This is a genomic window from Roseovarius sp., assembly GCF_040223625.1.
GTDB lineage: Bacteria > Pseudomonadota > Alphaproteobacteria > Rhodobacterales > Rhodobacteraceae > Roseovarius.
On the sequence record NZ_JAVKFX010000072.1, the window covers coordinates 57,308 to 79,715 of the forward strand.

At 67.0% G+C, this 22,408-nt stretch carries 20 protein-coding genes and 1 tRNA gene; 11 read left to right on the forward strand and 10 right to left on the reverse strand.

The genetic code is table 11. The features are described from left to right. Positions 1–43: 43 nt before the first annotated feature. Together RLN94_RS20450 and RLN94_RS20455 are read left to right on the forward strand one after the other, a co-directional pair. A complete protein-coding gene (locus tag RLN94_RS20450; protein WP_350127975.1) occupies positions 44–832 on the forward strand; it encodes an HAD-IIB family hydrolase in 789 nt (262 codons plus the stop codon). A gap of 14 nt (positions 833–846) precedes the next feature. Further along, complete coding sequence (locus RLN94_RS20455; protein WP_350127972.1) at positions 847–2,067, forward strand: glycosyltransferase family protein; 1,221 nt, start codon at positions 847–849, stop codon at positions 2,065–2,067. Positions 2,068–2,171: 104 nt separating this feature from the next. Here RLN94_RS20455 and RLN94_RS20460 read toward each other — a convergent pair whose 3' ends face one another. Further along, entirely contained in the window at positions 2,172–3,917 is a 1,746-nt protein-coding gene (locus RLN94_RS20460; RefSeq protein WP_350127969.1) for a sugar phosphorylase, read from the reverse strand. A gap of 162 nt (positions 3,918–4,079) precedes the next feature. Then, on the reverse strand, positions 4,080–4,628 hold the full coding sequence (idi, locus tag RLN94_RS20465; protein ID WP_350127966.1) for an isopentenyl-diphosphate Delta-isomerase: 549 nt from the start codon (positions 4,626–4,628) through the stop codon (positions 4,080–4,082). Positions 4,629–4,762: 134 nt separating this feature from the next. Between idi and RLN94_RS20470 the strand changes: the two genes are divergently transcribed. Beyond that, the gene (locus RLN94_RS20470; protein WP_350127963.1) at positions 4,763–5,200 is read left to right on the forward strand and encodes a c-type cytochrome; all 438 of its coding nucleotides are present in this window, start codon (positions 4,763–4,765) and stop codon (positions 5,198–5,200) included. A 43-nt stretch (positions 5,201–5,243) separates the two neighbouring features. On the opposite strand, the gene RLN94_RS20475 is transcribed toward RLN94_RS20470, so the two are convergent. From RLN94_RS20475 to RLN94_RS20485, 3 genes are all read right to left on the reverse strand, one after another. Then, positions 5,244–6,275: a sodium:calcium antiporter gene (locus RLN94_RS20475; protein ID WP_350127960.1), complete on the reverse strand. Its 1,032-nt coding sequence runs from the start codon at positions 6,273–6,275 to the stop codon at positions 5,244–5,246. A gap of 186 nt (positions 6,276–6,461) precedes the next feature. Next, positions 6,462–7,703 carry a lytic murein transglycosylase gene (locus RLN94_RS20480; protein ID WP_350127957.1) on the reverse strand — a complete coding sequence of 414 codons (1,242 nt, stop codon included), beginning with the start codon at positions 7,701–7,703 and terminating at the stop codon, positions 6,462–6,464. A 55-nt stretch (positions 7,704–7,758) separates the two neighbouring features. Then, complete coding sequence (locus RLN94_RS20485) at positions 7,759–8,460, reverse strand: SDR family oxidoreductase (RefSeq protein ID WP_350127954.1); 702 nt, start codon at positions 8,458–8,460, stop codon at positions 7,759–7,761. Positions 8,461–8,667: 207 nt separating this feature from the next. On the opposite strand from RLN94_RS20485, the gene dctP reads away from it, so the two are divergent. From dctP to RLN94_RS20500, 3 genes are all read left to right on the forward strand, one after another. Beyond that, positions 8,668–9,771: a TRAP transporter substrate-binding protein DctP gene (gene dctP / locus RLN94_RS20490; protein WP_350127951.1), complete on the forward strand. Its 1,104-nt coding sequence runs from the start codon at positions 8,668–8,670 to the stop codon at positions 9,769–9,771. A gap of 83 nt (positions 9,772–9,854) precedes the next feature. Beyond that, positions 9,855–11,075 (forward strand): TRAP transporter small permease subunit, encoded by a 1,221-nt coding sequence (locus RLN94_RS20495; protein ID WP_350127948.1) that lies wholly within the window; start codon positions 9,855–9,857, stop codon positions 11,073–11,075. A 3-nt stretch (positions 11,076–11,078) separates the two neighbouring features. After that, positions 11,079–12,434 (forward strand): TRAP transporter large permease, encoded by a 1,356-nt coding sequence (locus RLN94_RS20500; RefSeq protein ID WP_350127945.1) that lies wholly within the window; start codon positions 11,079–11,081, stop codon positions 12,432–12,434. Between the two features lie 244 nt (positions 12,435–12,678). Here the strand turns inward: RLN94_RS20500 and RLN94_RS20505 are convergent, their stop codons facing one another. The 3 genes from RLN94_RS20505 to RLN94_RS20515 all read right to left on the reverse strand — a co-directional run bounded on the left by RLN94_RS20505 (position 12,679) and on the right by RLN94_RS20515 (position 15,735). Next, complete coding sequence (locus RLN94_RS20505; protein ID WP_350127942.1) at positions 12,679–13,581, reverse strand: DMT family transporter; 903 nt, start codon at positions 13,579–13,581, stop codon at positions 12,679–12,681. Between the two features lie 248 nt (positions 13,582–13,829). Continuing rightward, positions 13,830–13,916: transfer RNA gene (locus RLN94_RS20510), tRNA-Leu, on the reverse strand. Positions 13,917–14,130: 214 nt separating this feature from the next. Next, positions 14,131–15,735 (reverse strand): peptidoglycan-binding domain-containing protein, encoded by a 1,605-nt coding sequence (locus RLN94_RS20515; RefSeq protein ID WP_350127939.1) that lies wholly within the window; start codon positions 15,733–15,735, stop codon positions 14,131–14,133. A 177-nt stretch (positions 15,736–15,912) separates the two neighbouring features. Between RLN94_RS20515 and lipB the strand changes: the two genes are divergently transcribed. After that, on the forward strand, positions 15,913–16,575 hold the full coding sequence (lipB, locus tag RLN94_RS20520; protein WP_350127937.1) for a lipoyl(octanoyl) transferase LipB: 663 nt from the start codon (positions 15,913–15,915) through the stop codon (positions 16,573–16,575). Positions 16,576–16,893: 318 nt separating this feature from the next. Continuing rightward, positions 16,894–17,778, forward strand: coding sequence for a DMT family transporter (locus RLN94_RS20525; protein ID WP_350127934.1), 885 nt, complete (start codon positions 16,894–16,896; stop codon positions 17,776–17,778). A 93-nt stretch (positions 17,779–17,871) separates the two neighbouring features. Here the strand turns inward: RLN94_RS20525 and RLN94_RS20530 are convergent, their stop codons facing one another. Next, positions 17,872–18,249: a hypothetical protein gene (locus tag RLN94_RS20530; RefSeq protein WP_350127931.1), complete on the reverse strand. Its 378-nt coding sequence runs from the start codon at positions 18,247–18,249 to the stop codon at positions 17,872–17,874. A 326-nt stretch (positions 18,250–18,575) separates the two neighbouring features. Here RLN94_RS20530 and RLN94_RS20535 point away from each other — a divergent pair, with 326 nt between their 5' ends. From RLN94_RS20535 to RLN94_RS20545, 3 genes are all read left to right on the forward strand, one after another. After that, on the forward strand, positions 18,576–20,249 hold the full coding sequence (locus RLN94_RS20535; protein WP_350158776.1) for a cytochrome c oxidase subunit I: 1,674 nt from the start codon (positions 18,576–18,578) through the stop codon (positions 20,247–20,249). Between the two features lie 175 nt (positions 20,250–20,424). Then, complete coding sequence (locus RLN94_RS20540; protein WP_350125513.1) at positions 20,425–20,733, forward strand: hypothetical protein; 309 nt, start codon at positions 20,425–20,427, stop codon at positions 20,731–20,733. Positions 20,734–20,749: 16 nt separating this feature from the next. Next, positions 20,750–21,064 carry an outer membrane protein gene (locus RLN94_RS20545; RefSeq protein ID WP_350125516.1) on the forward strand — a complete coding sequence of 105 codons (315 nt, stop codon included), beginning with the start codon at positions 20,750–20,752 and terminating at the stop codon, positions 21,062–21,064. A 463-nt stretch (positions 21,065–21,527) separates the two neighbouring features. Here the strand turns inward: RLN94_RS20545 and RLN94_RS20550 are convergent, their stop codons facing one another. Further along, entirely contained in the window at positions 21,528–22,310 is a 783-nt protein-coding gene (locus RLN94_RS20550; protein WP_350125519.1) for an MBL fold metallo-hydrolase, read from the reverse strand. Positions 22,311–22,408 lie beyond the last annotated feature (98 nt).

The window sequence follows — 22,408 nt, forward strand, 5'->3', positions numbered from 1 at the left end:
GCCGGGCTATCGTCCTCCCCGACAGGCAAGACAGCAAGACGGCATGATGAACACCCCCGACCTTCTGGTCTTCTCCGATCTCGACGGCACCCTGCTGGGGCATGACGACTATTCCTGGGCGCCCGCCCGACCCGCCCTCGACGCGTTGAGGGCGCGCGGCTGTGGCGTCATCCTCGCCAGCAGCAAGACCGCCGCCGAAATCGCCCCGCTCCGGGCCGAGATGGGGCTCAGTGACTGGCCCGCCATCGTCGAGAACGGCAGCGGCCTGCTGCCCCCCGGCGACGCGGTGACGGAGACCGGCGACAGCCCCTATACCGACCTCCGCGCGCGCCTCGCCGCGCTGCCACAAGGCTTCCGCGGCTTCGGCGACATGGACGCGGCCGAGGTGGCCAAGGCAACCGGCCTGCCCGAACCCGCCGCTGCGCTGGCCCGGCAGCGCCGCTTCTCCGAACCGGGCGTCTGGACGGGAACCGACGCCGGCCTCGAACGTTTCCTCACAGCCGCCGAGGCGGCCGGCCTCTCCGCCCGGCGCGGCGGCCGCTTCCTGACATTTTCCTTCGGAGGGACCAAGGCCGGCCGCATGGACGAGATCATCGACACCTACCGCCCCCGCCACACCATCGCCCTCGGCGATGCCCCGAACGATACCGAAATGCTCGAACGCGCCGATTTCGGCGTCATCATCCGCAACGACGCCGCCCCGCCCCTGCCCGAATTGCCGGGCGAGGCCGGGGGCCGCATCCGCCGCACCGCCGAGGAAGGCCCGACAGGCTGGTGCCACGCCGTCCTTGCGCTGATGCAGAAGCTCGGGCTTGAATACTCCCATAACTGAAAGCAGGTCAGGGCATGAGCGACTTCCACCAGAACGGCAATATCACCACTCTCCACAACCTGCGCACCCGCAACCTCGACGACCTCGAATACGAGCTTCAGGCCTTTGCCGAAAGCCGCCGCATCACGCTGGTCCTGCCCTGCCTCTATTCCGAGCTGGAAGGCCCGGCGATGCCCAACATCCTCAACGAGCTCAAGACCGTGCCCTACCTGCACCGCATCGTCGTCGGGCTGGACCAGGCCGACGAGACCCAGTTCCGCCATGCCCGCGAGTTCTTCTCGGAGCTGCCCCAGAACCACACGGTGCTCTGGAACGACAGCCCGCGGATGCTGGCCCTCGGCGACCGGCTGAAGGAACACGGCCTCTACCCGCAGGAGCCCGGCAAGGGCAAGAACGTCTGGACCTGCATGGGCTACCTCATCGCCTGCGCCGACAGCTCGGTCATGGCGATCCACGATTGCGACATCCTCACCTATGACCGCTCGATGCTGGCCTCGCTGGTCTACCCGGTCGCCAACCCGACCTTCCCCTACCAGATGGCCAAGGGCTACTATCCCCGCATCGGCGAGGGCAAGCTGAACGGCCGGGTCACGCGCCTGCTGGTCAGCCCGCTGCTCATCGCGCTCAAGAAGGTGGTGGGCGACCGCGACTACCTCGATTACCTGCGCAGCTTCCGCTACCCGCTCTCGGGCGAGTTTGCCATGCGCACGCAGACCCTGCCCGACCTGCGCATCCCCTCCGACTGGGGGCTCGAGATCGGCGTCCTCTCCGAAGCGTGGCGCAACCTCGCCCCGCAATCGGTCTGCCAGGTCGAGATCTCGGACGCCTACGACCACAAGCACCAGGACCTCTCGGAAGAGGATGCAAGCAAGGGCCTCAGCCGCATGTCCACCGACATCTGCAAGGCGGTCTTCCGCAAGCTCGCCTCCGACGGGACGGTGTTCACGCCCAACCTCTTCCGCACGCTCAAGGCCACCTATTACCGCCAGGCGCTCGACCTGCTGGAAAGCTACTACAACGACGCCAAGATGAACGGCCTGCGCGTCGACCGCCACAAGGAGGAGAAATCGGTCGAGCTGTTTGCCGAGAACATCATCCGCGCCGGGCAGATCTTCCTCGAGAACCCCAACGAGAGCCCCTTCATCCCCACCTGGAACCGCGTCCACGCCGCCGATCCGGCCTTCCTGCGCGACCTCCGGCAGGCCGGCAACGAGGACGCGGCGGAGTTTGCCTGAGGGGGTCGTTCTCCGAACGGAAAACGATCAGGAAAACGCGGTTTTCCTGCCGGAATTCCGGGAATTCCGGTTGAGTATTTGGGCCAAGAAGAAGCAGGGGCGCGCTACCCCCGGTTGGAGATCCACCGGCACTGGTAGGGGGCGAAGACGATGTCGTCGCCCTCGGTCACGATATCCTCGCCCGACAGCAGATCGACCCAGCGCTCGCCCTCGATCATGTTGAACCGGTAGGGGCTCACCCGCACCTCCTCGGCGCTGACATTGTGGATGGCGAAGATCGACTGGTGCCGGTCGAGGCTCTGCCGCCACACCCCGAAGAGCCGCTCGTCGAGCGCCAGCGTGAACTGCGTGGCGTTGGGGTGGAACGCCTTCTGCTTCGCCCTCAGCCTCAGGCGCTCGGCCATGCCGGCCATCACCCTCGCCTGGTCCGAGCCCGCGTCGCCCAGCTTCTCCAGCAGATCGGGGTAATGCCACCGGTGCCGGTTGATCGCCCGGTTCATCCCCCGCCGCGCCACCGCGTCGTGGTCGTTGGGTGTGGCCAGCAGCGCGTGGATGTAGAAGGCCGGGATCCCCTCCAGCGACATCACGATGGTCTGCGAGCACAGGAAACGGTCGTGGTGATACGCGTCCTCGCCGTGGAAGGTCTGCCGCATGGCATCGAAGAGCGAACAGTTCAGCTCGTAGGGCGCCTCGCGCCCGTCAGGCAGCGTGCGCATCGACACGAGGCCCCCCGCGGCGGTCACCGCCTCGATCATCCGGGCCTGCTCCTCGGGCGGCAGCACGCCCTCGGCGGGGCGCATCCCGATCCCGTCATGGCTGGCGGTGAAGTTGAGATAGGCACAGCCAAGCTGGGCCGGCGGCATCGCCGATTGCCAGCGATGCAGGAATCGCGCCGTCCCCGACTGCACCGCGTGCAGGATCAGCGGCGGCAGCGGGAAGTTGTAGACCGCGTGCGCCTCGTTCCGGTTGCCGAAATAGCTGAGGTTCTCGGTGCGCGGCACGTTGGTCTCGGTCAGCAGCACCACCGTCTCGGTCGCGTAATCGCACAGAAGCCGCATGAGCTGCACGATGGCGTGGGTCTGCGGCAGGTGGATGCAGGGCGTGCCCGGCTCCTTCCACAGGAAGGCCACCGCATCCAGCCGCAGGATGCGCACGCCGCGATCGATATGCATCCGGATGATGCGCAGCATCTCCAGCAGCACCTCGGGGTTGGTGAAATCGAGGTCGACCTGGTCATGGCTGAAGGTGCACCAGACATGTTTCACCCCGTCCCGCGTCTCGACCTCGCGCAGAAGCGGCGTCGTGCGCGGGCGCACCACCTGGCTCAGGTCGTCCTCCGGCCTGCCCTCGTAAAAGAACCGGTCATAGGGCTCGCGCCCCTGCAGGTAGTCGTGAAACCATGTCCCCTGGCTCGACACGTGGTTCAGCACCAGGTCCGACATCAGGTGAAACCGCCGGGCGATGCGGGTGATGTCCGTCCAGTCGCCAAGCTGCGGGTTGACCGCGCGGTAATCGGTCACCGCGAACCCGTCATCCGAGCTGAACGGGAAGAACGGCAGGATATGCACCCCGTTGACCACCCCCCGCATCCGTTCGGTCAGGAAATCCTCCAGCAGGTCCAGCGGCTTGTGAGAGCCGTCGACGATCGAGTTGCCATAGGTGATCAGCACCGCGTCCTGTTCCGACCAGAGCCGGTTCGACGGCGCCCGCGACCGCTTGCGCCGGTGCGTGCCCTCGGGCCAGAACGCCTCGCAGATTTGCGCGCAGATGGCCCTCTGATCGGCCTCGGGGTAGATCCGGCCGACCAGCGCGCGCAGCCGTGCATCGAATGGGTTGGGTCTGCTGGGCACGTGCCCGCTTGCCTCCTGCCTGTGCCGCGCCCGCCCGGGGCGCCTTGGGTCAAGCCTTGTTTTTCAAGGTTTTAGCGATCATGTCAAACAACCGGTGCCGCAAACCGCGCGAAGCCGCCACCCCGGCCGCCGCTTGGCCCGAAGATTGGGCAGGCGCAGGGCTCAGGCGAATATCTGGTCGGCATGCTCGGCCAGGTAGATCCGCAGCCACGGCGTGAACAGCTCCGGCGTTTTGCGGGTCTGGTCCGTCAAGTCGCGCATCGCCACCCAGTCGACCGCCATCACCTCCGCCGGGTTCGGCACCGGCTCGGGCTTCTCGGCCACCCGCGCCACGAAGATATCCACCCGCTCGTGCTCGGTCAGGCCGCCACCCACATCGGCGCGATAGGTGACCCGGTCGCGGTGCAAAAGGTCGAGCCCCTCCAGTCCCAGCTCCTGCCGCAGCCGGCGATGGGCACAGGCCTCCGGCGCCTCGTCCCAATGCGGATGGGTGCAGCAGGTGTTCGCCCAAAGCCCCGGCGTGTGGTACTTGCCCAGCGCCCGCCGCTGGATCAGCACCTCCTCGCCGCACAGCACGAAGACCGACACCGCCTTGTGCAGGAGGCCCCGGCGATGCGCCTCGATCTTCTCCACCGGCACCAGTTCCCCCTCCACCCAGGCGGGGATCATGTCGGGCGTCACTGTCTCTGCTGCGGCCATGGCGTCGGTCATCGTCCTGCAATTCACGTTCCGCCGCCATGTAACGCCCATCCCGCCCGGATGCCAGCACCTGCGACACCGCGTTGCGTTGACGGGCAGGCCCCCGCCGCGAACACTCCGGCCATCAAAAGCCAGGAGGCATCCCGATGAAATCCACGATTGCAGCCCTCACCGCCACCATCGCCCTTGCCCTGCCCGCCCATGCCGAGACGGCCGGCGACGCGGCGGCCGGGGAAAAGGCCTTCCGCCAGTGCAAGGCCTGCCACACCATCGCCTCGGCCGACGAGACCATCCTCCGCGGCGGCCGCACCGGGCCCAACCTCTACGGCCTGCCGGGCCGGGTGGCCGGCTCGGTCGAGGATTTCCGCTATTCCGACCTCCTCGTCACCGCCGGACAGCAGGGCGTCACATGGGACGCGGACAGCTTCGCCGGCTACGTGCAGGATCCGACCGCCTGGCTCAACGAGGCCACCGGCGAAAGCGGGCGCGGCAAGATGACCTTCAAGGTCCGCAAGGCCGAGGACGCACAGGATCTGTGGGCCTACCTCGTCTCGGTCAGCCCCGCCGCCGACGGCGGAAACTGAGCCCGTAGCGCCAGCAGGGAGGCGCGCCGCCCGCCGGCGCCCCTCACCCCGACCACGCCTGGAACCCCACCGCGCCGCCATAGATCGACAGCATCAGCACGCTTTCCCAGCCGATCCCCCCCGGCCCCTGCCGCTCGCGTACGATCAGGCCCAGCAGCAGGATCGCCGTCATCGCCTGCCCGACGATCAGCCAGAACAGGTCCCCCTGCCCGATCGCGTGGTAGAGCGAACCCTCGCGATACCCGAAATCCGACAGGGTCAGGAACAGCACGTCGAAACTGTTGCCGCCGATGATCCCGCCCACGGCCAGTTGCAGCGCGCCGCGCCGCACCGCTGCCAGCGTCGTCACCAGTTCCGGCAGCGAGGTCACCACCGCCGTCATCAACGCCCCCACCAGCGCCGCCGACAGGTCCATCCGGTCGGTGATCTGCTCGGCCGACTGGGCAATCACCCAGCCCGCCACGCCCAGCACCAGCATCATCGCCACGAAGAGGGCGATCTGCGCCACCGGGCTTTCCCTGGCCTGCGTTTCCTTGTCGGGCGTGTCGTGGCGGGTCTCCTTGGTGTCGACCGCGCGCCACATGGGGTTCTCCTTCATGTCCGCCGTGCGGTAGGCGCCCAGAAGGTAGATCACCAGCAGGATCACCGAGGCCGGGTGCACCGCCCAGACCGACATGTCCGGCGTCAGCACCGCCCCCAGCGGCACCACCAGCATCAGCGACAGCAGCGCCGCCTGGAAGACGTTGGTCACATCCGCCGCCGAATGCTCGAGATTGGCCTTGCGATAGACCGTGTCCGCCAGCGCCAGGAACGCCGTCTGCGCCGCGATCCCGCCGATGCCGTTGGAAAAGGCCAGCCCCGCGCGCCCGTCCAGCGCCGCGGTCAGCGACACCACCGTGCCCGAAAGCGAGGTCGCGGCCCCCAGCAGAAGCCCGCCGGTCACCGCCTCGCCCAGCCCGGTCGTGTCGGCGATCCGGTCGGCCAGCCCGGCCATCTTCGTGCCCAGCACCAGCACCACCAGCGCCGCCAGCGCGAAGGCGCCGAAGACCAGCGGAAGCGACAAGGATTCGAACATGGCGACGGCCCCAAACCCGCGTTGCAATGCTACCCCAACGCGGCCGCGGCCGCCGCGTTCCGGCTGCGGTCTGCCTCATGCGGCCGGCCCCCGGGCGCCACAATGGCCCGAACCTTTGCCATCCCGCGCGCCGGCCCCGAAATCTTCAAAAGATTTCGGCCCGTTTTCTTTAAAGAAAACGGCCACTTACCGCACCAAAGCCCCTTTCATTGACGCCTCCGGAAAGCATGTCGCCCTCTGCCCCTCCGCCTCCTGCCAGCGCCCGATCGACCGCCGCGTCTTGAACCCCGCCAGCCCGTCGACCCCGCCGACATCGTGGCCCATCTCCACCAGCGCAGCCTGCATCGCCGCCACGTCCGAGCGTTTCAGCCCGCCGACGCGGCCCCAGTCGCCCCGGAAATCGCCGATCCCGTACTGGATGCGATCCCCCACATGCCCCACGAAGAGCGCGTAGAGATCGCTCTCGTTGTACTTCTTCAGCACGTAGAAATTCGGCGTCACGATGAAGGCGGGCCCCTGCCGCCCGGCGGGCATCATCAGGAACCCCTCGCCCGCCATGTCGTGCTCCGGAAACGGTCGCCCCGACACGCGGGTCACGCCCATCTCGACCCATTCGGCAATCGGCCGCCCCTGGTCGGACCCCTCCAGCGTGCAGGAGACCGACGCCGGCACCGCCACCTCGAAGCCCCAGTCGCGCCCCGGCACCCAGCCGAAATGTTCAAGGTAGCGCGCGATCGACGCGATCGTGTCCGCCTCCGACCCCCAGATATCCGCCTTGCCGTCGCCATCGCCATCCGCCGCGAACTGCAGGTACCGCGAGGGCATGAACTGCGGCTGGCCCAGCGCCCCGGCCCAGCTGCTCTTCAGCCCGTCGCCCGGCGCATGGCCCGCCTCGGCGATCTTCAGCGCGGCGATCAGCTCGTCGGTGAAATACTCGGCCCGCGTGCTCATGAACCCCTTGGTGCCCAGCACCTCGAAGGCATCGTACCTGATGGCGACCCGGCCATAGCCGCTCTCGCGGCCCCAGACGGCCAGCACGATCCGCCCCGGCACGCCCGTCGCCGCCTCCGCCGCGGCCAGCGCCCCGGCATGACGCCGTGCCATCACCCGCCCGACCTCGGCCGCGCCCTCGACCTTGCCGCGCCCGAAATAGGCCGCCGGCACGCCGAACTCGGCCTGGTACTGCGTCTCGGGCGTCCGCGCCGCGCTGCCCGGCGGCACGAGGTCCGGCAGGTCCCAGTCCAGCGTCACGTCCCGGAACGCCGCCTCGAACGTGCCCCGCGCCACGCCTTCGGCCTGCGCGCGGGGCCAGACCACCTGTTCCAGCCAGTTCTGGTATTGCCGCTCCACCGCGGCCCGGTCCACCGCGCCCGCCGCCATCGGCAGGCCGGCCAGCATCATCAGCAAAACAAACGCGCGCAGGATCATCGGCACTCTCTCCTTCCATGAGCGGGCGGCCAGCCAGGCCGGCCCCGCTGCCCCATCACATATGCCGCGTCACGCCCCCGTCGACCCTGAGCGACTGGCCGGTGATGAACCCGCTGTCCTCGCTCAGCAGGAAGGTTGCCGCCTTGGCCTGCTCCTCGGCCTTTCCCAGCCGCCCCAGCGCCGACATCTCGGCGAACTTCTGCGGCAGGTCGAGGCTGTCGGTAAAGCCCGGCAGAAGACAGTTGAACCGGATATTCGCCGGCCCGTACCGGTCGGAGTAGAGCTTGGCGAAGGACGACACCCCCACCCGGTAGACGCTCGAGGTCGGGAAGGTCAGGCTCGGCTCGAAGGCCGAAAACGTGGTGATCGCCACGATCGAGCCGCCGCCCTGGCGCTCCATCACCGGCGTCACCAGCTTGGCCATCCGGATCACCGGCTTCAGCACCATCTCGTGCGCCCGGTCCCACTCCTCCTCGGCAATCTCCAGAAGGTCGCCCTTGGGCGGTCCGCCCACGTGAATGAGCAACGCGTCGATCCGGCCATATGTCTCCATCGCCAGATCAAACAGGCCCTGCGTATCCTCGGCGTTCTCCGCCTTGCCGCGCCGGGCCACGCCGCCCAGCTCCGCCGCCAGCGCCTCGCAGCTCTCCGACGGCGACATCAGCGCCAGCCGATAGCCCCGCCCGTGCATCTCCCGCGCCGTGGCGGCGCCCATGCCGCGGCCCCCGCCGATGATCATGCATACCTTCTTGACCACGTCCCGTTCCTTTCCGATTCCATTTCACCGCACGCTAACAGACCACCCGACCGCCGCCAGAGCCCTTGCCCGCCACGCGAGACCCCCAAATTGGAAAAAAACCTTTACCAATTCGAGTGAGGCTTTAGTTTGGGCCACGCGGCAAGGCCTGCGGCCGGCGTCTGGGAGGGCGCCTTGCGCAGCTTGCCAGACAACAGGGAGGATATGATGACACACGACAAGACGATTTCACGTCGCGCCGCGCTGACCGGGCTTGCCACGGCGGGCGCGGCCGGGCTTTCGGCCCCGGCCATCGCCACGGCGCAGGGCCAGACCACCACCTGGAAGATCCAGACATCCTGGCCCGGCGGCATCGGGTTGCAGATCTTCAAGGACTGGGCCGCCTCGATCCAGGAAAAGAGCGGCGGCGAGCTGGCCTTCGAACCCTTCGGCGCCAATGACGTCGTGGGCGACTTCCAGCTTTACGACGCGGTCAAGAACGGCGTGCTCGACGCGGTGAACCCCTTCACCATCTACGCGCAAGGGATCATCCCGGCGGCCATGTTCCTGACCAGCTACCCGATGGGCCTGCGCAACCCGCACGAATTCGACGTGTTCTACTACGGCCTCGGCGGGCTCGAGATCGCCCGCGAGCTCTATGCCGAACAGAACATGCATTTCGTCGGCCCCATCCACCACGGGCCCAACATCATCCACTCCAAGGTGCCGATCCGCTCGGTCGACGACTTCTCGGGCCGCAAGATGCGCGCGCCCGGCGGCATGGTGGCCGAGCTTTTCTCGGCGCTCGGCGCCAAGACCACGCTCCTGCCCGGCTCGGAAATCTTCCCGGCGCTGGAAAAGGGCACCATCGACGTGGCCGACTACGTGGGCCCGGCGGTGAACTACGCCCTCGGCTTCAGCCAGGTGACCGATTACATCTCCATGGGCCCGCCGGGCTTCATGTCGGTCTACCAGCCCGTCGACCTGATGGACCTGACGGTGGGCATGGAAAGCTGGAACGCGCTGTCCGACGAGATGAAGCAATTCGTCGAGATGGAGGTGCACGCCTATTCCGACGCGCACCACGCCGCCATCCAGAAGGCCGACCAGGAAGCCTGGGCGAAATTCGAGGAAGACGGCACCGAGGTCACCCGCCTCAGCCAGACCGATGTCGAGATCATGACCGAGGTCGCCGTGCCGATCTGGTACAAGTACGCCAACCGCGACAAGAACGCGGCCCGCGTCTTCAAAACCCAGCTCGACTACATGATGTCGGGCTCACTGGGCTACGTCACCCCCGAGATGGTCGAGGGCCAGGAACTCGATCTCTGAGCCACGGCCTGCCGTGACGGACTGAAACATCGGGCCCCCGCCACGGCGCGGGGGCCCGGCCTGCGCTTACAAGCGGATAGACAATGCCCAGCATAGATTTCATCCTGCCGCACTGGCTGTACTGGGGGGGCCTTATCGTCTTCCCCCTGGTCGCCATGGTGATGGCCCGCCGAACCCGGACACGGGGCTACTCCGTGCCGATCGCCTACATGATCCTCGTCACCGGCGGCCTGCTCGGCCTGCACCGGCTCTACCTCCGCAACCTGTGGGGGCTGGTGTTCCTGCCGATCTTCTTCGCCATCCTCGTCTTCAACGCGCAAGGCCGCGAGGCCCGCGAGGTGGTCAGCCAAACCGCCAACGAGGTCGCCAGCGCCCAGCGCATCGTCGACCGACTCGAACCCAAGGTCACCGGCGCCGACGACCGCATCGCCCGGCTCCGGACCGAGCTGGAGGAGGCCGAGGAAGGCTCCTTCGCCCAGATCCGCGCCGAGAAGGAGCTGGAAAAGGCCGAGGCCGCCAAGGTCACCGACGCCGAGCGTTTCGAAAAGGCCCAGGCCGATCTCGACGCCGCCGGCCCCGCGCTCGACGACGCCCGCGCCGCCCGCCAGCAATGGTCCGACTTCGCCTTCTACGCCCTGATGCTGCTCTGCGCGCTCATCGCCATCGACGCCCTGCTGATCCCCGGCATGGTCCGCAAGGCCCAGGCCCGCGCCGATGCCGAGCCGTCCCGCGCCGCCCCGGCCGAGGCCCGGCTCGAACATATCGAGCATGAGGAAGAGAAGAAGGACCACGACCATATCGGCACCGGCTGGACCGGGGCGATCGACCGGCTCTCCTATTTCTGCGGCGAGTTCGTCTCCTACTGGGCGGTCATCGCGGTCTTCGCCTATTATTTCGAGGTGGTCGCCCGCTACGTCTTCAACTCGCCCACCATCTGGGTGCACGAAGGGATGTTCCTGATGTTCGGGATGCAATACCTCATCGCCGGCGCCTATGCCGCGATGACCGACGCGCATGTGAAGGTCGACGTGTTCTATGCCGAATGGTCGCCGCGGCGCAAAGCGCTGGTCGATCTCTTCACCTCGATCTTCTTCTTCATCTTCGCGGGCACCCTGCTGGTCACCGGCTGGATCTTCGCGATGGACGCGACCGTGGTGAACGAGATTTCCTTCTCGGAATGGACGATCGCCTACTGGCCCTTCAAATGGGCCATCGTCGTTGGCGCGGTGCTCTTGATCCTGCAAGGGGTCGCCAAGCTCGCCCGCGATGTCGCAACCGTTCGTCACAGCATGCAGGCGGGGTAAGCCATGGGTATCGAGATTGACATTGCATGGCTGACGCTGCTGATGTTCGGCAGCCTCATCGTGCTCCTGATGGCCGGCCTGCCGCTGGCCTTCGTGACCGGCGGGCTGGCCTGCGTCTTCCTGTTCATCCTGGGCGACGAACGCACGCTCAACATCGTGCCGTCACGCATCTTCCCGCTGATGACCAACTACCAGCTCTCGGCCATCCCGCTCTTCATTTTCCTGGCCGCGATGCTGGAAAGGGCGGGCATAATCAACGAGATGTTCGACGTCATCTACAAGCTCTTGGGCGGCGTGAAGGGCGGGCTCGCCTCGGCCACGATCATCGCCTCGACGATCCTTGCGGCCATGGTGGGCGTGATCGGCGCGGCGGTGGTGACCATGGGCATCATCGCGCTCCCGGCCATGCTCAAGCGCCATTGCGATCCCAAGATCGCCATGGGCTCGATCATGGCGGGCGGCACGCTGGGCATCCTGATCCCGCCCTCGATCCTCGCCATCATCTACGCGGTGGTGGCCGAGCAATCGGTGGGCGAGCTGTTCATCGGCGCGGTGCTGCCGGGGCTGATGCTCTCGGGCTTCTACATCCTCTACGTCACGGTGATGTGCTACGTGAACCCGCAGAAGGGCCCGCCCATCCCGGTCGAGGAACGGGTCAGCACCGCCGAGAAGATGCGCCTGCTGGGCAACATGGCCGCACCGCTCACGCTGATCGCCGTGGTCCTCGGCGTCATCTTCACCGGCGTCGCCACGCCGGTGGAGGCCGCCGGCATCGGCACCTTCGGCGCCTTCATCGTCGCCGCCATCCACCGCAAGCTCGACTGGGCCACCGTGCGCGAGGCCTGCCTGACCACGCTCAAGGCCTCGGCCATGGTGATCTGGATCATGTTCGGCGCCACCATCTTCGTCGGGCTCTACGTGCTCGAGGGCGGCCAGCAATTCGTCGAGGACACCATGACCGGCCTCGGCCTCGGGCCGTGGGGCATCCTGATCCTGATGCAGGTGATCCTGATCCTGCTGGGCATGTTCCTCGACTGGGTCGGCATCCTGCTTCTGGCGGTGCCGATCTTCGTGCCGATCATCAAGGCGCTGGGGGCGCAGGCCTTCGGCCTCGGCTCGGACAGCGACCTGGTGCTGTGGTTCGGGGTGCTCTACCTCGTCAACATGCAGATGAGCTTCCTGTCGCCGCCCTTCGGCTATGCGCTGTTCTACCTGCGCGGGGTGGCCCCGCCCGAGATCCCGATGGGCGACATCTTCCGCTCGGCCCTGCCCTTCCTGTTCCTGCAGGTGGTGGGTCTGGCGGCCTGCATGCTCTTCCCGCAGATCATCACCTGGCTGCCAAGGCTGGTCTACGGGTAGGCAGGGCCGACTTGCGATACGAAAAGGGCCGTCACCACCGTGGCGGCCCTTTCTTTATGCGCCGGTGAGAAGCCGCGCATCGACGGGCCGTGGTACGGCGAGCCAACATTGGTGAGGGGCATTTTATCCCCGCCAAGTACATCCAACCCAAGAGCGTGGTACTCCACTTGCAAAATCGCCGTGCCGTCGGGACGGCCCAGCGATGCGCGGCGGGCTTACGCCCTGGATTCCGCGCTAGGCGCCCCTAAGCACCCCCACCCCGCCGCAACCGCCGCTCGCGGACCACGATCATCAACCCCCCGCCGACGATCAACAGCGCCCCCGGCATCAGCGTGTCGAACGGCGCCTCGTCGAAGAACACCCAGCCGAAGACGAACGCGATGGGAATCCCGAAATAGCTGAACGGCGCCAGGTTGCTGGGCTCCGTCATACGGAACGAGATCACCAGGCACAGCACCGCCGAGCCCCCGAAGATCCCCATCAGCAGGATCATCCCCGCATCCTGCCAGCTCGCCAGCGGGGTGAACCCGCCCAGCGCAAGGGCCAGCACGACCGACCCCACCGCCGCCGCGCCCGAGGAATAGAGGTTGAAAAGCGGTGTCGGCACGCCCTCGTCGACCAGCCGCGCGGTCACGCCGGTATAGGCGTAAAGCGCCGAGGCTCCGAAGGGCAGCAGCATGACCCAGGCGAAATCCACCGTGCCCGGCCGCATGATCAGCACCACGCCCACGAACCCGATGGCCACCGCCAGCCAGCGAATGGCCCCCACCCGCTCGCCCAGAAGCGGCACCGCCAAAGCGGTGGTGAAGAGCGCCGTCGTGTAGGAGATCGTCGTCGCCGTGGCAAAGGCCATCAGCCCCAGCGACATGTAGAACAGAAGCTGCGCCAGCGTCACCGCCAGCCCCCGGCCCACGGCCAGCCGCCACTGCCGCATCCGCAGGCTCCGGTCGCCCCGCCGCCACGCCGCCGTCATCCACAATGCCACGGCGCTCGGCACCAGCCCGAAGAGGTTGCGATAGGCCGACAGCTCCGCCGCGCCATAGCGCACCGACATCGCCTTGATGATCAGGCCCATCAGGTCGAACAGCACCAGCGCCACGATGCTGATCAGAATGCCCAGAACGGCATTGTCGGTCCTGCCCGTCATCCCGGCCCTCGCACACGCTACCCTTGGTCAGGAAGCATGTTTGGCGGGGATAGTCGAGCCACAGGTTGCCCGCCCGACATCACCCACCCAGATCGCCACCGGAAAACGCATACCCGACGCCTCGGACGACACGAGCCCCTGACGCGCGGCCCAACCGGAATTTTGCAAAATTCCGGCCCGTTTTCTTCGAAGAAAACGCCTCACCCGCGCCGAAAGCGCGTCAAGCTTCCTCGATGTCAGGGAGTGACTGGTGCGGTCGAGAAGACTCGAACTTCCACGGGTGTTACCCCACAGCGACCTCAACGCTGCGCGTCTACCAATTCCGCCACGACCGCACGTGATCAGGTAGGTGCGCGGCGTATACGCAATTGCCGCCCCCTTGTGAAGAGGAAAATTCCGCCTTTTTCGTCCGCACGCAAACGAAGACGCGGCACGGGGTTTCCCCCATGCCGCGCATCGCCTGTGCCCTCCGCGGGGCCGCTAGCATGAAGCCCCGCGGCGCACAGGCTACAGCCGGGTTACACAGGAGCGCCCTCCCGGCTGCGATCGTTATTCCGACAGCGTGAACACCGGCATCGACGACCCGGTGCTCGACGCCGGCACCGGCATCGCCACGTCGCCGCCCGCCAGCCCCAGCGCCGCCTTGCGCAGCACCTCGACCCGGTCGGCCTGGCTCGGGGCAAAGACAGGGGCCGCCCCGCCATCCAGCGCCGAGATCGCCACCTCGTACCACGCCAGCGCCATGTCGGCATCGCCCTCCGTGCCGAACCCGCCATGCAGGTGATGCCCCACCAGCTCGGCATAGGGCCGCTCGCCCAGCGCGGTCAGCAGCAGCGCCCCGCCCAGCGCCGCCGGCATCTTGTCCGACTGGTAGCCGCTCGCCATGCAGATCTGCGCCGTGGTCCGAAGCTGTTCCGGCGTCATGCCGCTCTCCAGCACCAGCCCGCTCACATCGTTCAGCACCGCCTTGGGCGGCTTCGAGCCCAGCGCGCCCAGATGCACCGACATGCTGGCCCCGAACGCGTCGCATTGCTGCTCGATCGCCGCCTGGCTCGCCCCCTGGACCGAGGCGATCATGTCCTCGCCGCGGGCCACGGCATAGGTCCGCGTCAGGCAAAGCTGCTCGCTCAGCGCGAAATCCGGGTTGCTGACATCGGCCACCGTGGTGAACCCGCCATTGGCGCTGGTCAGCAGGTTGACCTTGCTGCAATGGCTCGACAGCGATTTCTGCTTGGGCGCGGTATTGAACACCGGCAGGGTCAGCCCGGCGGTGGCACCGGTCTCGGGCTCCTCGGCCTTGGCCATCATCGTGTTGGCCTCGGGCTGCGCCGCGGGCGCCGCCTTCACCTGGCAGGTGCCGCCGATACAGTCGAAGCTGTCGGGCTTCGGCGCGTGCAGCAGCAGGTCGTTGCGCCGGTACCCGTCCGAGGTCGAGGCGAAGACCATGGTCTTGCACTGCGAGGCGTTGCACCAGAAGCTGCTGCCGGCCAGCGCCGTGTCGATGATGTAATCGGTGCTGCCGTCGCCGTTGAGGTCGGCCAGCTGGATGAAGCCCGAGCGCTGCAGAAGCTGCTCGGCCGACGGGTCGGAGCTGTCGGCCACCTCGTCCACCGCCTCCGACACCGCCATCGGCAGCCCGGCATAGCCGGTCGTGCGCGTGCCGGTCGTGCCGTCACGCTGCGCGATAAGCACCGCCCGCGCACCCTCGTTCGACTTGGCGATGAGCTGGTTGACCTCCGCCCCGCCCGCCAGCGCCCGGTGATAGGCGCCCAGCAGCATGGTCTTCTCGTATTCCGAAAGCTGCCCGGTCGCCGGGTATCCCATGTACCCCTGGTAGCGCGAGATCGCCGCCCGCGACTGCCCGCCCAGAACCCCGTCCGCCGCGCCGGCATTGAAGCCGAAATAGTTCAGCGAGGTCTGGATCTCCCGCGCCTGCTGCCGCTGCGCCGAGGTGGCGCGCGGCTGGACATAGACGGTGCGCGTGCGCGTCGTGCGGGTCTTGTTGCGCTGCTGGTTGGCGAGGCCGCTGCCGATCGCCCCGCCGATGATCCCGCCGACCAGCCCGCCGACGAACTCGTCCGCCTGGGCGCGCCCGACCGGCACCATCAGCATGGCGGTCATCACCGCCGCGCCCGTGATCCTCTTGAAAGTCATTGTAATTATCCCTCCAGGTTCAAAAATTCCTTGATGCCGGCCATGCTATCATGGGCTTTCGCGATTCCGTCACGCTTTTTTGCGCGCCAATTTGCACTTTCGGCTCAATGCGATACTCCATTCCCGAGGGGCAAGAACCGGCGAATCGCCGGTCACAGCAAAGGGGCTGGCCACACCATGGTGAACTGGATCACCTCCCCCGGCCTGACCGGATATGACGACGCCTGCCGCGAGATGGAGGCGCGCGCCGCCGCCATCGCCGAAGGCCGCGCCGACGAGGCAGTCTGGCTGGTCGAACATCCGCCACTCTACACCGCCGGCCCTTCGGCCAACCCCGCCGACCTGCGCGCGCCCGACCGCTTCCCGGTTCACAAGACCCGCCGGGGCGGGCAATACACCTATCACGGGCCGGGCCAGCGCGTGGTCTATGTCATGCTCGATGTCGGCCGCCGCGGCCGCGACCTGCGCCGCTTCGTCGAACAGCTCGAGACCTGGGTCATCGCCACGCTCGACCAGTTCAACGTGAAGGGCGAAATCCGCCCCGGCCGGGTCGGCGTCTGGGTCACCCGCGACGACGGGCCGCTCACCGCCACCGGCGAAAAACCCGAGGACAAGATCGCGGCCATCGGCATAAAGATGCACCGGTGGGTCAGCTTCCACGGCATCTCGATCAACGTCGAGCCGGATCTCGAGCATTTCTCGGGCATCGTCCCCTGCGGCATCGTCGAGCACGGCGTCACCTCGCTGGTCGATCTCGGCCTGCCCGTGGAGATGGGCGATGTCGACACGGCGCTGAAAAAGACCTTCCCCGCGATCTTCCCGGCCCTCGCCCCGGCCTGAACACGGCCTGCGCCCGGCCTATGCCGCTTCCCTGCCGGACGTTTGCCCCGCCGGGCAGCGCCCGACCGCGGGTGGGCGCGCCAACATTGGAGATGGTTGCTTTATCGTCCCGCACACATCCGACGATTGCTCTGCATGGCCACGTTGCAGAAGCGCCCGCCCGTCCGGGCGGTCGGGCGCTGCCCGGCGCCGCGCCAAGGCGCGGCTTTGCTCCGGGCCAGTGGCGAACCCTTACAGCCTGACCGCGCCGTTTCGGCTGGCGACCCTTCCCCCGCCCGGCTATCGTGTCTCTCGAACCAACCCGGGGTTGCCCGCCCGATGACCCACCCCGCCCCGCCGCAGGACAACCGCCGCGCGATCCTCGTGATGTGCGTAGGCGTGCTGCTGCTGGTGATCAACGACGCCATCGCCAAGCTGCTGGTGGCCACGTTCGGCCCGTTCCAGATCCTCCTCCTGCGCAGCGCGCTGGCCCTGCCGATGATCGCGGCGGTGATCCTGTGGCGCGACGGGCCGGGCGGCCTGCGCTCGACCTGCCTGCGCGTTCACGCCGTCCGCGCGGCCCTCGCCGTGGGCGCCACCTGGCTCTTCATCCGCAGCTTCGCCGACCTGCCTTTGGCCGAGGCGACGGCGCTGATCTTCACCGCGCCGATCTTCGTGGCGCTGCTGTCGGCGCCCTTGCTCGGCCAGCATGTGGGCCCCCTGCGCGCGGCGGCCATCGGGCTGGGCTTCCTCGGCGCCCTCATCGCCATCCGCCCCGGCGCCGAGACGATGCAGCCCGCCGCCCTCCTCGCGCTGGCGGCGGCGCTGGTCAACGCGCTGGTGATGCTCTCGGCCCGCCTGATCGACCCGCGCGACGGGTTCTGGACGATGACCTTCTGGATGACCCTCTTCTCGGGCCTCTTCTGCGCGGCCACCCTCGCGCTCGACTGGTCCCCGCCCGGCCCGGCCGCCATCGCCCTGCTCGCGGCGATGGCGGTCACCGGCACGCTGGCCATCGCGCTCATCACCCACGCCTTCCGCATCGGTCATGCGGCGGCGGTCGCACCCTTCGACTACACGGCGCTGCTCTGGGCGGCGCTGATCGGCTGGGTGGTCTGGGGCACGGTGCCGGGCTGGCCAGTCTGGCTCGGCGCCGGAATCATCGCGGCGGGCGGCCTCGGGCTCATCCTGCTGGACGCCCGCGCCAAGCGAACCGCCGACTGATCCCGCAAAATGACCCCCCAAAAAGAACCGACCCTTCCGCACAGTCGTGCGAAAGGGCCGGCAACCTTGAAAAAGCGACGGATCAGTCGGGCGTTACTCGCCCATCCCCTTCGGATCCGCCATGGGGAATACCTCGGTCACGTTCATGCCGGGGGAACCCTGGCAATCTTCCACGACCTGAACATACACGTCAGGGGCGCCGCGGGCGTCTTCGCGCGCTTCCTCGCGGCCGCCATCGGTGCTGTCGTCCTGCTTGGTCGACACGCCTTCGGCCGACGCGTCCGCCATGTCGCCGCGCGCCATTTCGCGCGCTTCCATGCGACCGGCGTCAAGACCCATGATCCAGCCGCGCTGGCTGTCTTCGCTCATCGCGGTGAATTCCTCGCAGGTCATGGCGTTTGCGGGAAGACCGACCAGCAGCGCGACCGTGGCGGCTGCGCCGGCCTTGGTAATCGTGTTCCAATGTCTCATAGTAACTCCTCTCAAGTTTTTATCTCGTGAACCTTCAACGTGGCCCGCATGGGATTGTTCCGGACCTGTGCCCTGACACCTGTGGCGCATCGCGCTGATGACAAACGCAAATCGGCGCCTGCGGGCCCGGTCTCACCGCTTCGTGTCCGCCGCACAAATCCGCGTGATCACGCGGAACCGGCCGGACGGGGGTGCGACAATATTCATTGATGCATATCAAACTCATGCATTGCCCCTGTGACGGATGCATTCTAAAACCTGCAACAATTGCCGGTGCGTGACTCGACCGGTGACGCGCCACAGTAAGATGCAGCAGGAGGCAGCCAATGGCAGATGCGGCCATTCACGGCGACGGCCATGAAGACAACCGCGGGTTCTTCACCCGCTGGTTCATGTCCACCAACCACAAGGATATCGGTATCCTCTACCTGATCACCTCGGCCATCGTCGGGCTGATCTCGGTCATGTTCACCGTCTACATGCGGATGGAACTGATGGAGCCGGGCGTTCAGTACATGTGCCTCGAAGGCGCGCGTTTCATCGCGGCGGCGGCGGGCGAATGTACCCCGAACGGCCACCTCTGGAACGTGATGATCACCTATCACGGCGTCCTGATGATGTTCTTCGTGGTGATCCCCGCCCTCTTCGGCGGCTTCGGCAACTTCTTCATGCCGCTGCAGATCGGCGCGCCGGACATGGCGTTCCCGCGCATGAACAACCTCAGCTTCTGGCTCTACGTGGCCGGCACCTCGCTGGGCGTGGCCTCGCTGCTCTCGCCGGGCGGCAACGGCCAGCTGGGCTCGGGCGTGGGCTGGGTGCTCTACCCGCCGCTCTCCTCGACCGAGGCGGGCATGTCGATGGACCTCGCGATCTTCGCGGTCCACGTCTCCGGCGCCTCCTCGATCCTCGGCGCGATCAACATGATCACCACCTTCCTGAACATGCGCGCCCCGGGCATGACGCTCTTCAAGGTGCCGCTCTTCTCGTGGTCGATCTTCGTCACCGCATGGCTGATCCTGCTGTCGCTGCCGGTCCTGGCGGGCGCCATCACCATGCTGCTGACCGACCGGAACTTCGGCACGACCTTCTTCGACCCGGCCGGCGGCGGTGACCCGATCCTGTATCAGCACATCCTGTGGTTCTTCGGCCACCCGGAGGTGTACATCATCATCCTGCCCGGCTTCGGCATCATCTCCCACGTGATCGCGACCTTCTCGCGCAAACCGATCTTCGGCTACCTGCCGATGGTCTGGGCGCTGATCGCCATCGGCCTTCTCGGCTTCGTCGTGTGGGCGCACCACATGTACACCGTGGGCATGTCGCTGACCCAGCAGTCCTACTTCATGCTGGCCACGATGGTGATCGCCGTGCCGACCGGGGTGAAGGTGTTCTCGTGGATCGCCACGATGTGGGGCGGCTCGATCGAGTTCAAGACGCCGATGCTCTGGGCGTTCGGCTTCCTGTTCCTCTTCACCGTGGGCGGCGTGACCGGCATCGTGCTGTCGCAGGCCGGCATCGACCGCGCCTATCACGACACCTACTACGTGGTGGCGCACTTCCACTACGTGATGTCGCTGGGCGCCGTCTTCGCCATCTTCGCCGGGGTCTACTTCTACTTCGGCAAGATGACCGGGCGGCAATACCCGGAATGGGCGGGCAAGTTGCACTTCTGGACGATGTTCCTCGGCGCGAACCTGACCTTCTTCCCGCAGCACTTCCTCGGGCGCCAGGGCATGCCGCGCCGCTACATCGACTACCCCGAGGCCTTCGCGGTCTGGAACTGGTGGTCCTCGCTCGGCGCGTTCATCTCGTTCGCCTCGTTCATCTTCTTCTTCGGCATCGTGTTCTACTCGCTGTTCCGGGGCGCCAAGGTGACCCAGAACAACTACTGGAACGAATACGCCGACACGCTGGAATGGACGGTGGCCTCGCCCCCGCCCGAGCACACGTTCGAAATCCTCCCCAAGCAGGAGGAATGGGACAAGGGCCACGCCCACTAGGCGCCCGACCCGCTCGACGGACGACAAAGGCCCCGGCATCGCGCCGGGGCCTTTTTGCTACAGCCTGCGGGTCTGTTGACGTGGGGTAAGCATTTTTTCTGACAAACTGGACCTGCTGATGCATAATCCCAGGCGGAGTGGGGACTCCGGAACCGGAAAACGGGTGGATATTGATATGCTCAAAGGAATAACGAATACCGCAATTGCCCTGGTTTCAGGGCTCTTCCTCGGCCAGGCGGCCGAGGCACAATCGGCACATGACTGGACAGGCTTCCATGGCGGCGCCATGGTCGGATACGGCGAGCTCGAGCCGAACTCGAACGCCGCCAACCTGATCCAGCCGAACTCCGACGATGCCGTCTACGGCGTCTTCATCGGCTACGACTACCAGTTCAGCAACCGTTTCCTGTTCGGTGTCGAAGCGGACTGGCTCGGCCGACATGTCGAGCACGGTGCCGTGCTTCAACCCGGCCTTCAACTGTAACGCCGGGATGGATTCGATGGCCACGGTGCGCGCCCGCGCCGGCGTGACCTTCGACCGCACGCTGGTCTACGCCACGGCCGGTTACGCCCATATGGAATACTCGGGCTACACCCAGAACGCCGCGACGCGCTTCGCGGACTCGAGCGGTATCGACGGCTGGACCTACGGCCTCGGCCTCGAATACGCCGTGACTGACCGGATCCATGTCGGTGCCGAGGCCCGCTGGGCCGAGTTCGACAGCACGGTCATGCAATACGACGTGCCCTACACCGTCTCGCCGGATACGTTCCAGGCGCTGCTGCGGGTCTCGTTCAAGCTCGGCGGCAAGTAAGCCGCTTCGGACCTTTCCGACCACAGCGAACGCCCGCCCCCTCACCGGGGCGGGCGTTCCCTTTTTCCGGCACCGGTCCGCAGGCAGCCGGCGTCGTATGCCAACGCACCGCCCCCCGTCCCGGCTCCGAGCCGGGACCTCGCGCCGCAAGAGGCGCCGGGTCAAACGCCGTCATCGTGCCTGAACCGCCCTACCTTTGCCCCGCCGGGCGAGCGCCGGCCCGTGGGGAGGCGCTGCAACGGTGGTGGAAGGCACTTTATGTCGCCAAGTACATCGTCCCTAAGAACGTCACGGCACATCCGCCAAAGCGCCTGCCCGTCGGTACGGGCCGGCGCTCGCCTGTCGTGAGTTGCGCCGCAATTCACTTGCGGCAGGCGATTGCCTGCAATCGCCGATAGCCCGGCGGCCTTCGGCCTTGTTCCGGGCAAGTGCCAAGCCGTACCGGGGGAATGCACCTCACCGCCTAACCCAACTCCCCGTGATACCAGTCATAGATCGTGACCTCGGTCTCGGCCCCCGCCTCTTCCAGCATCTTGGCAAAGGCCTCCGGGTCCTGCGTGCCGCCATCGCGGCCGCGATAGTGATAGGGCACCACGAACCCCGGCGCGAAGGCCGCGACCGCCTCCGCCGCCTGCTCCGCCGTCATCGTGAAGGGCAGGTTCATGCACACGAAGGCAAGGTCGATATCCTCCAGCGCCCGCATCTCCTCGGTGCCCTCGGTATCGCCCGAGATATACACGCGGGCCCCGTCCAGCGTCAGCACGAAGCCGAGATCGCCCCGCGCCCTGGGGTGGAAATCCAGCCGCCCCTCGGTGAGGTTGTAGGCCGGCACCGCCTCGATCCCCACGCCCATCTTCTCGGTGCTGTCGCCCGCGTCGATCACGTTGGCCCGTGTCTGCATGTCCTCCGGCATCATGCCGAGGACATCCGCGTTGGTCAGGATCGGCGCTTTCGGCAGAACCCCCAGCAGGTCGGCGCTGAAATGGTCGCCGTGCCGGTGCGTGACGAGAATGAGATCCGGCTCGGGCAGGTCCTCATAGGCCGCGGCCTCGCCCACCGGATCGACATAGATCACCCCCGCCGCCGTCTCCATCACGAAGGACGCGTGCGAGATCGGGTGGATCGTCAGCTTGCCGTCCATGAAATACAGGCTCGTCCCGTCCTCGGCCGCAAACCCGAGCGTCGGCAGAACCGTGACCGTTCCGGCGGCAGCGCTGCCAATGAGGAAATTGCGTCTGGTCGTCATGTGGGAACCTCCCGGTGTGTTGCGTGGCGTTGTCTGCAGCATAGCATAGCGTGATCGGCGGGTGTGACGAGGCGTGGCTTCTTCGCCTCCGTCCGCAG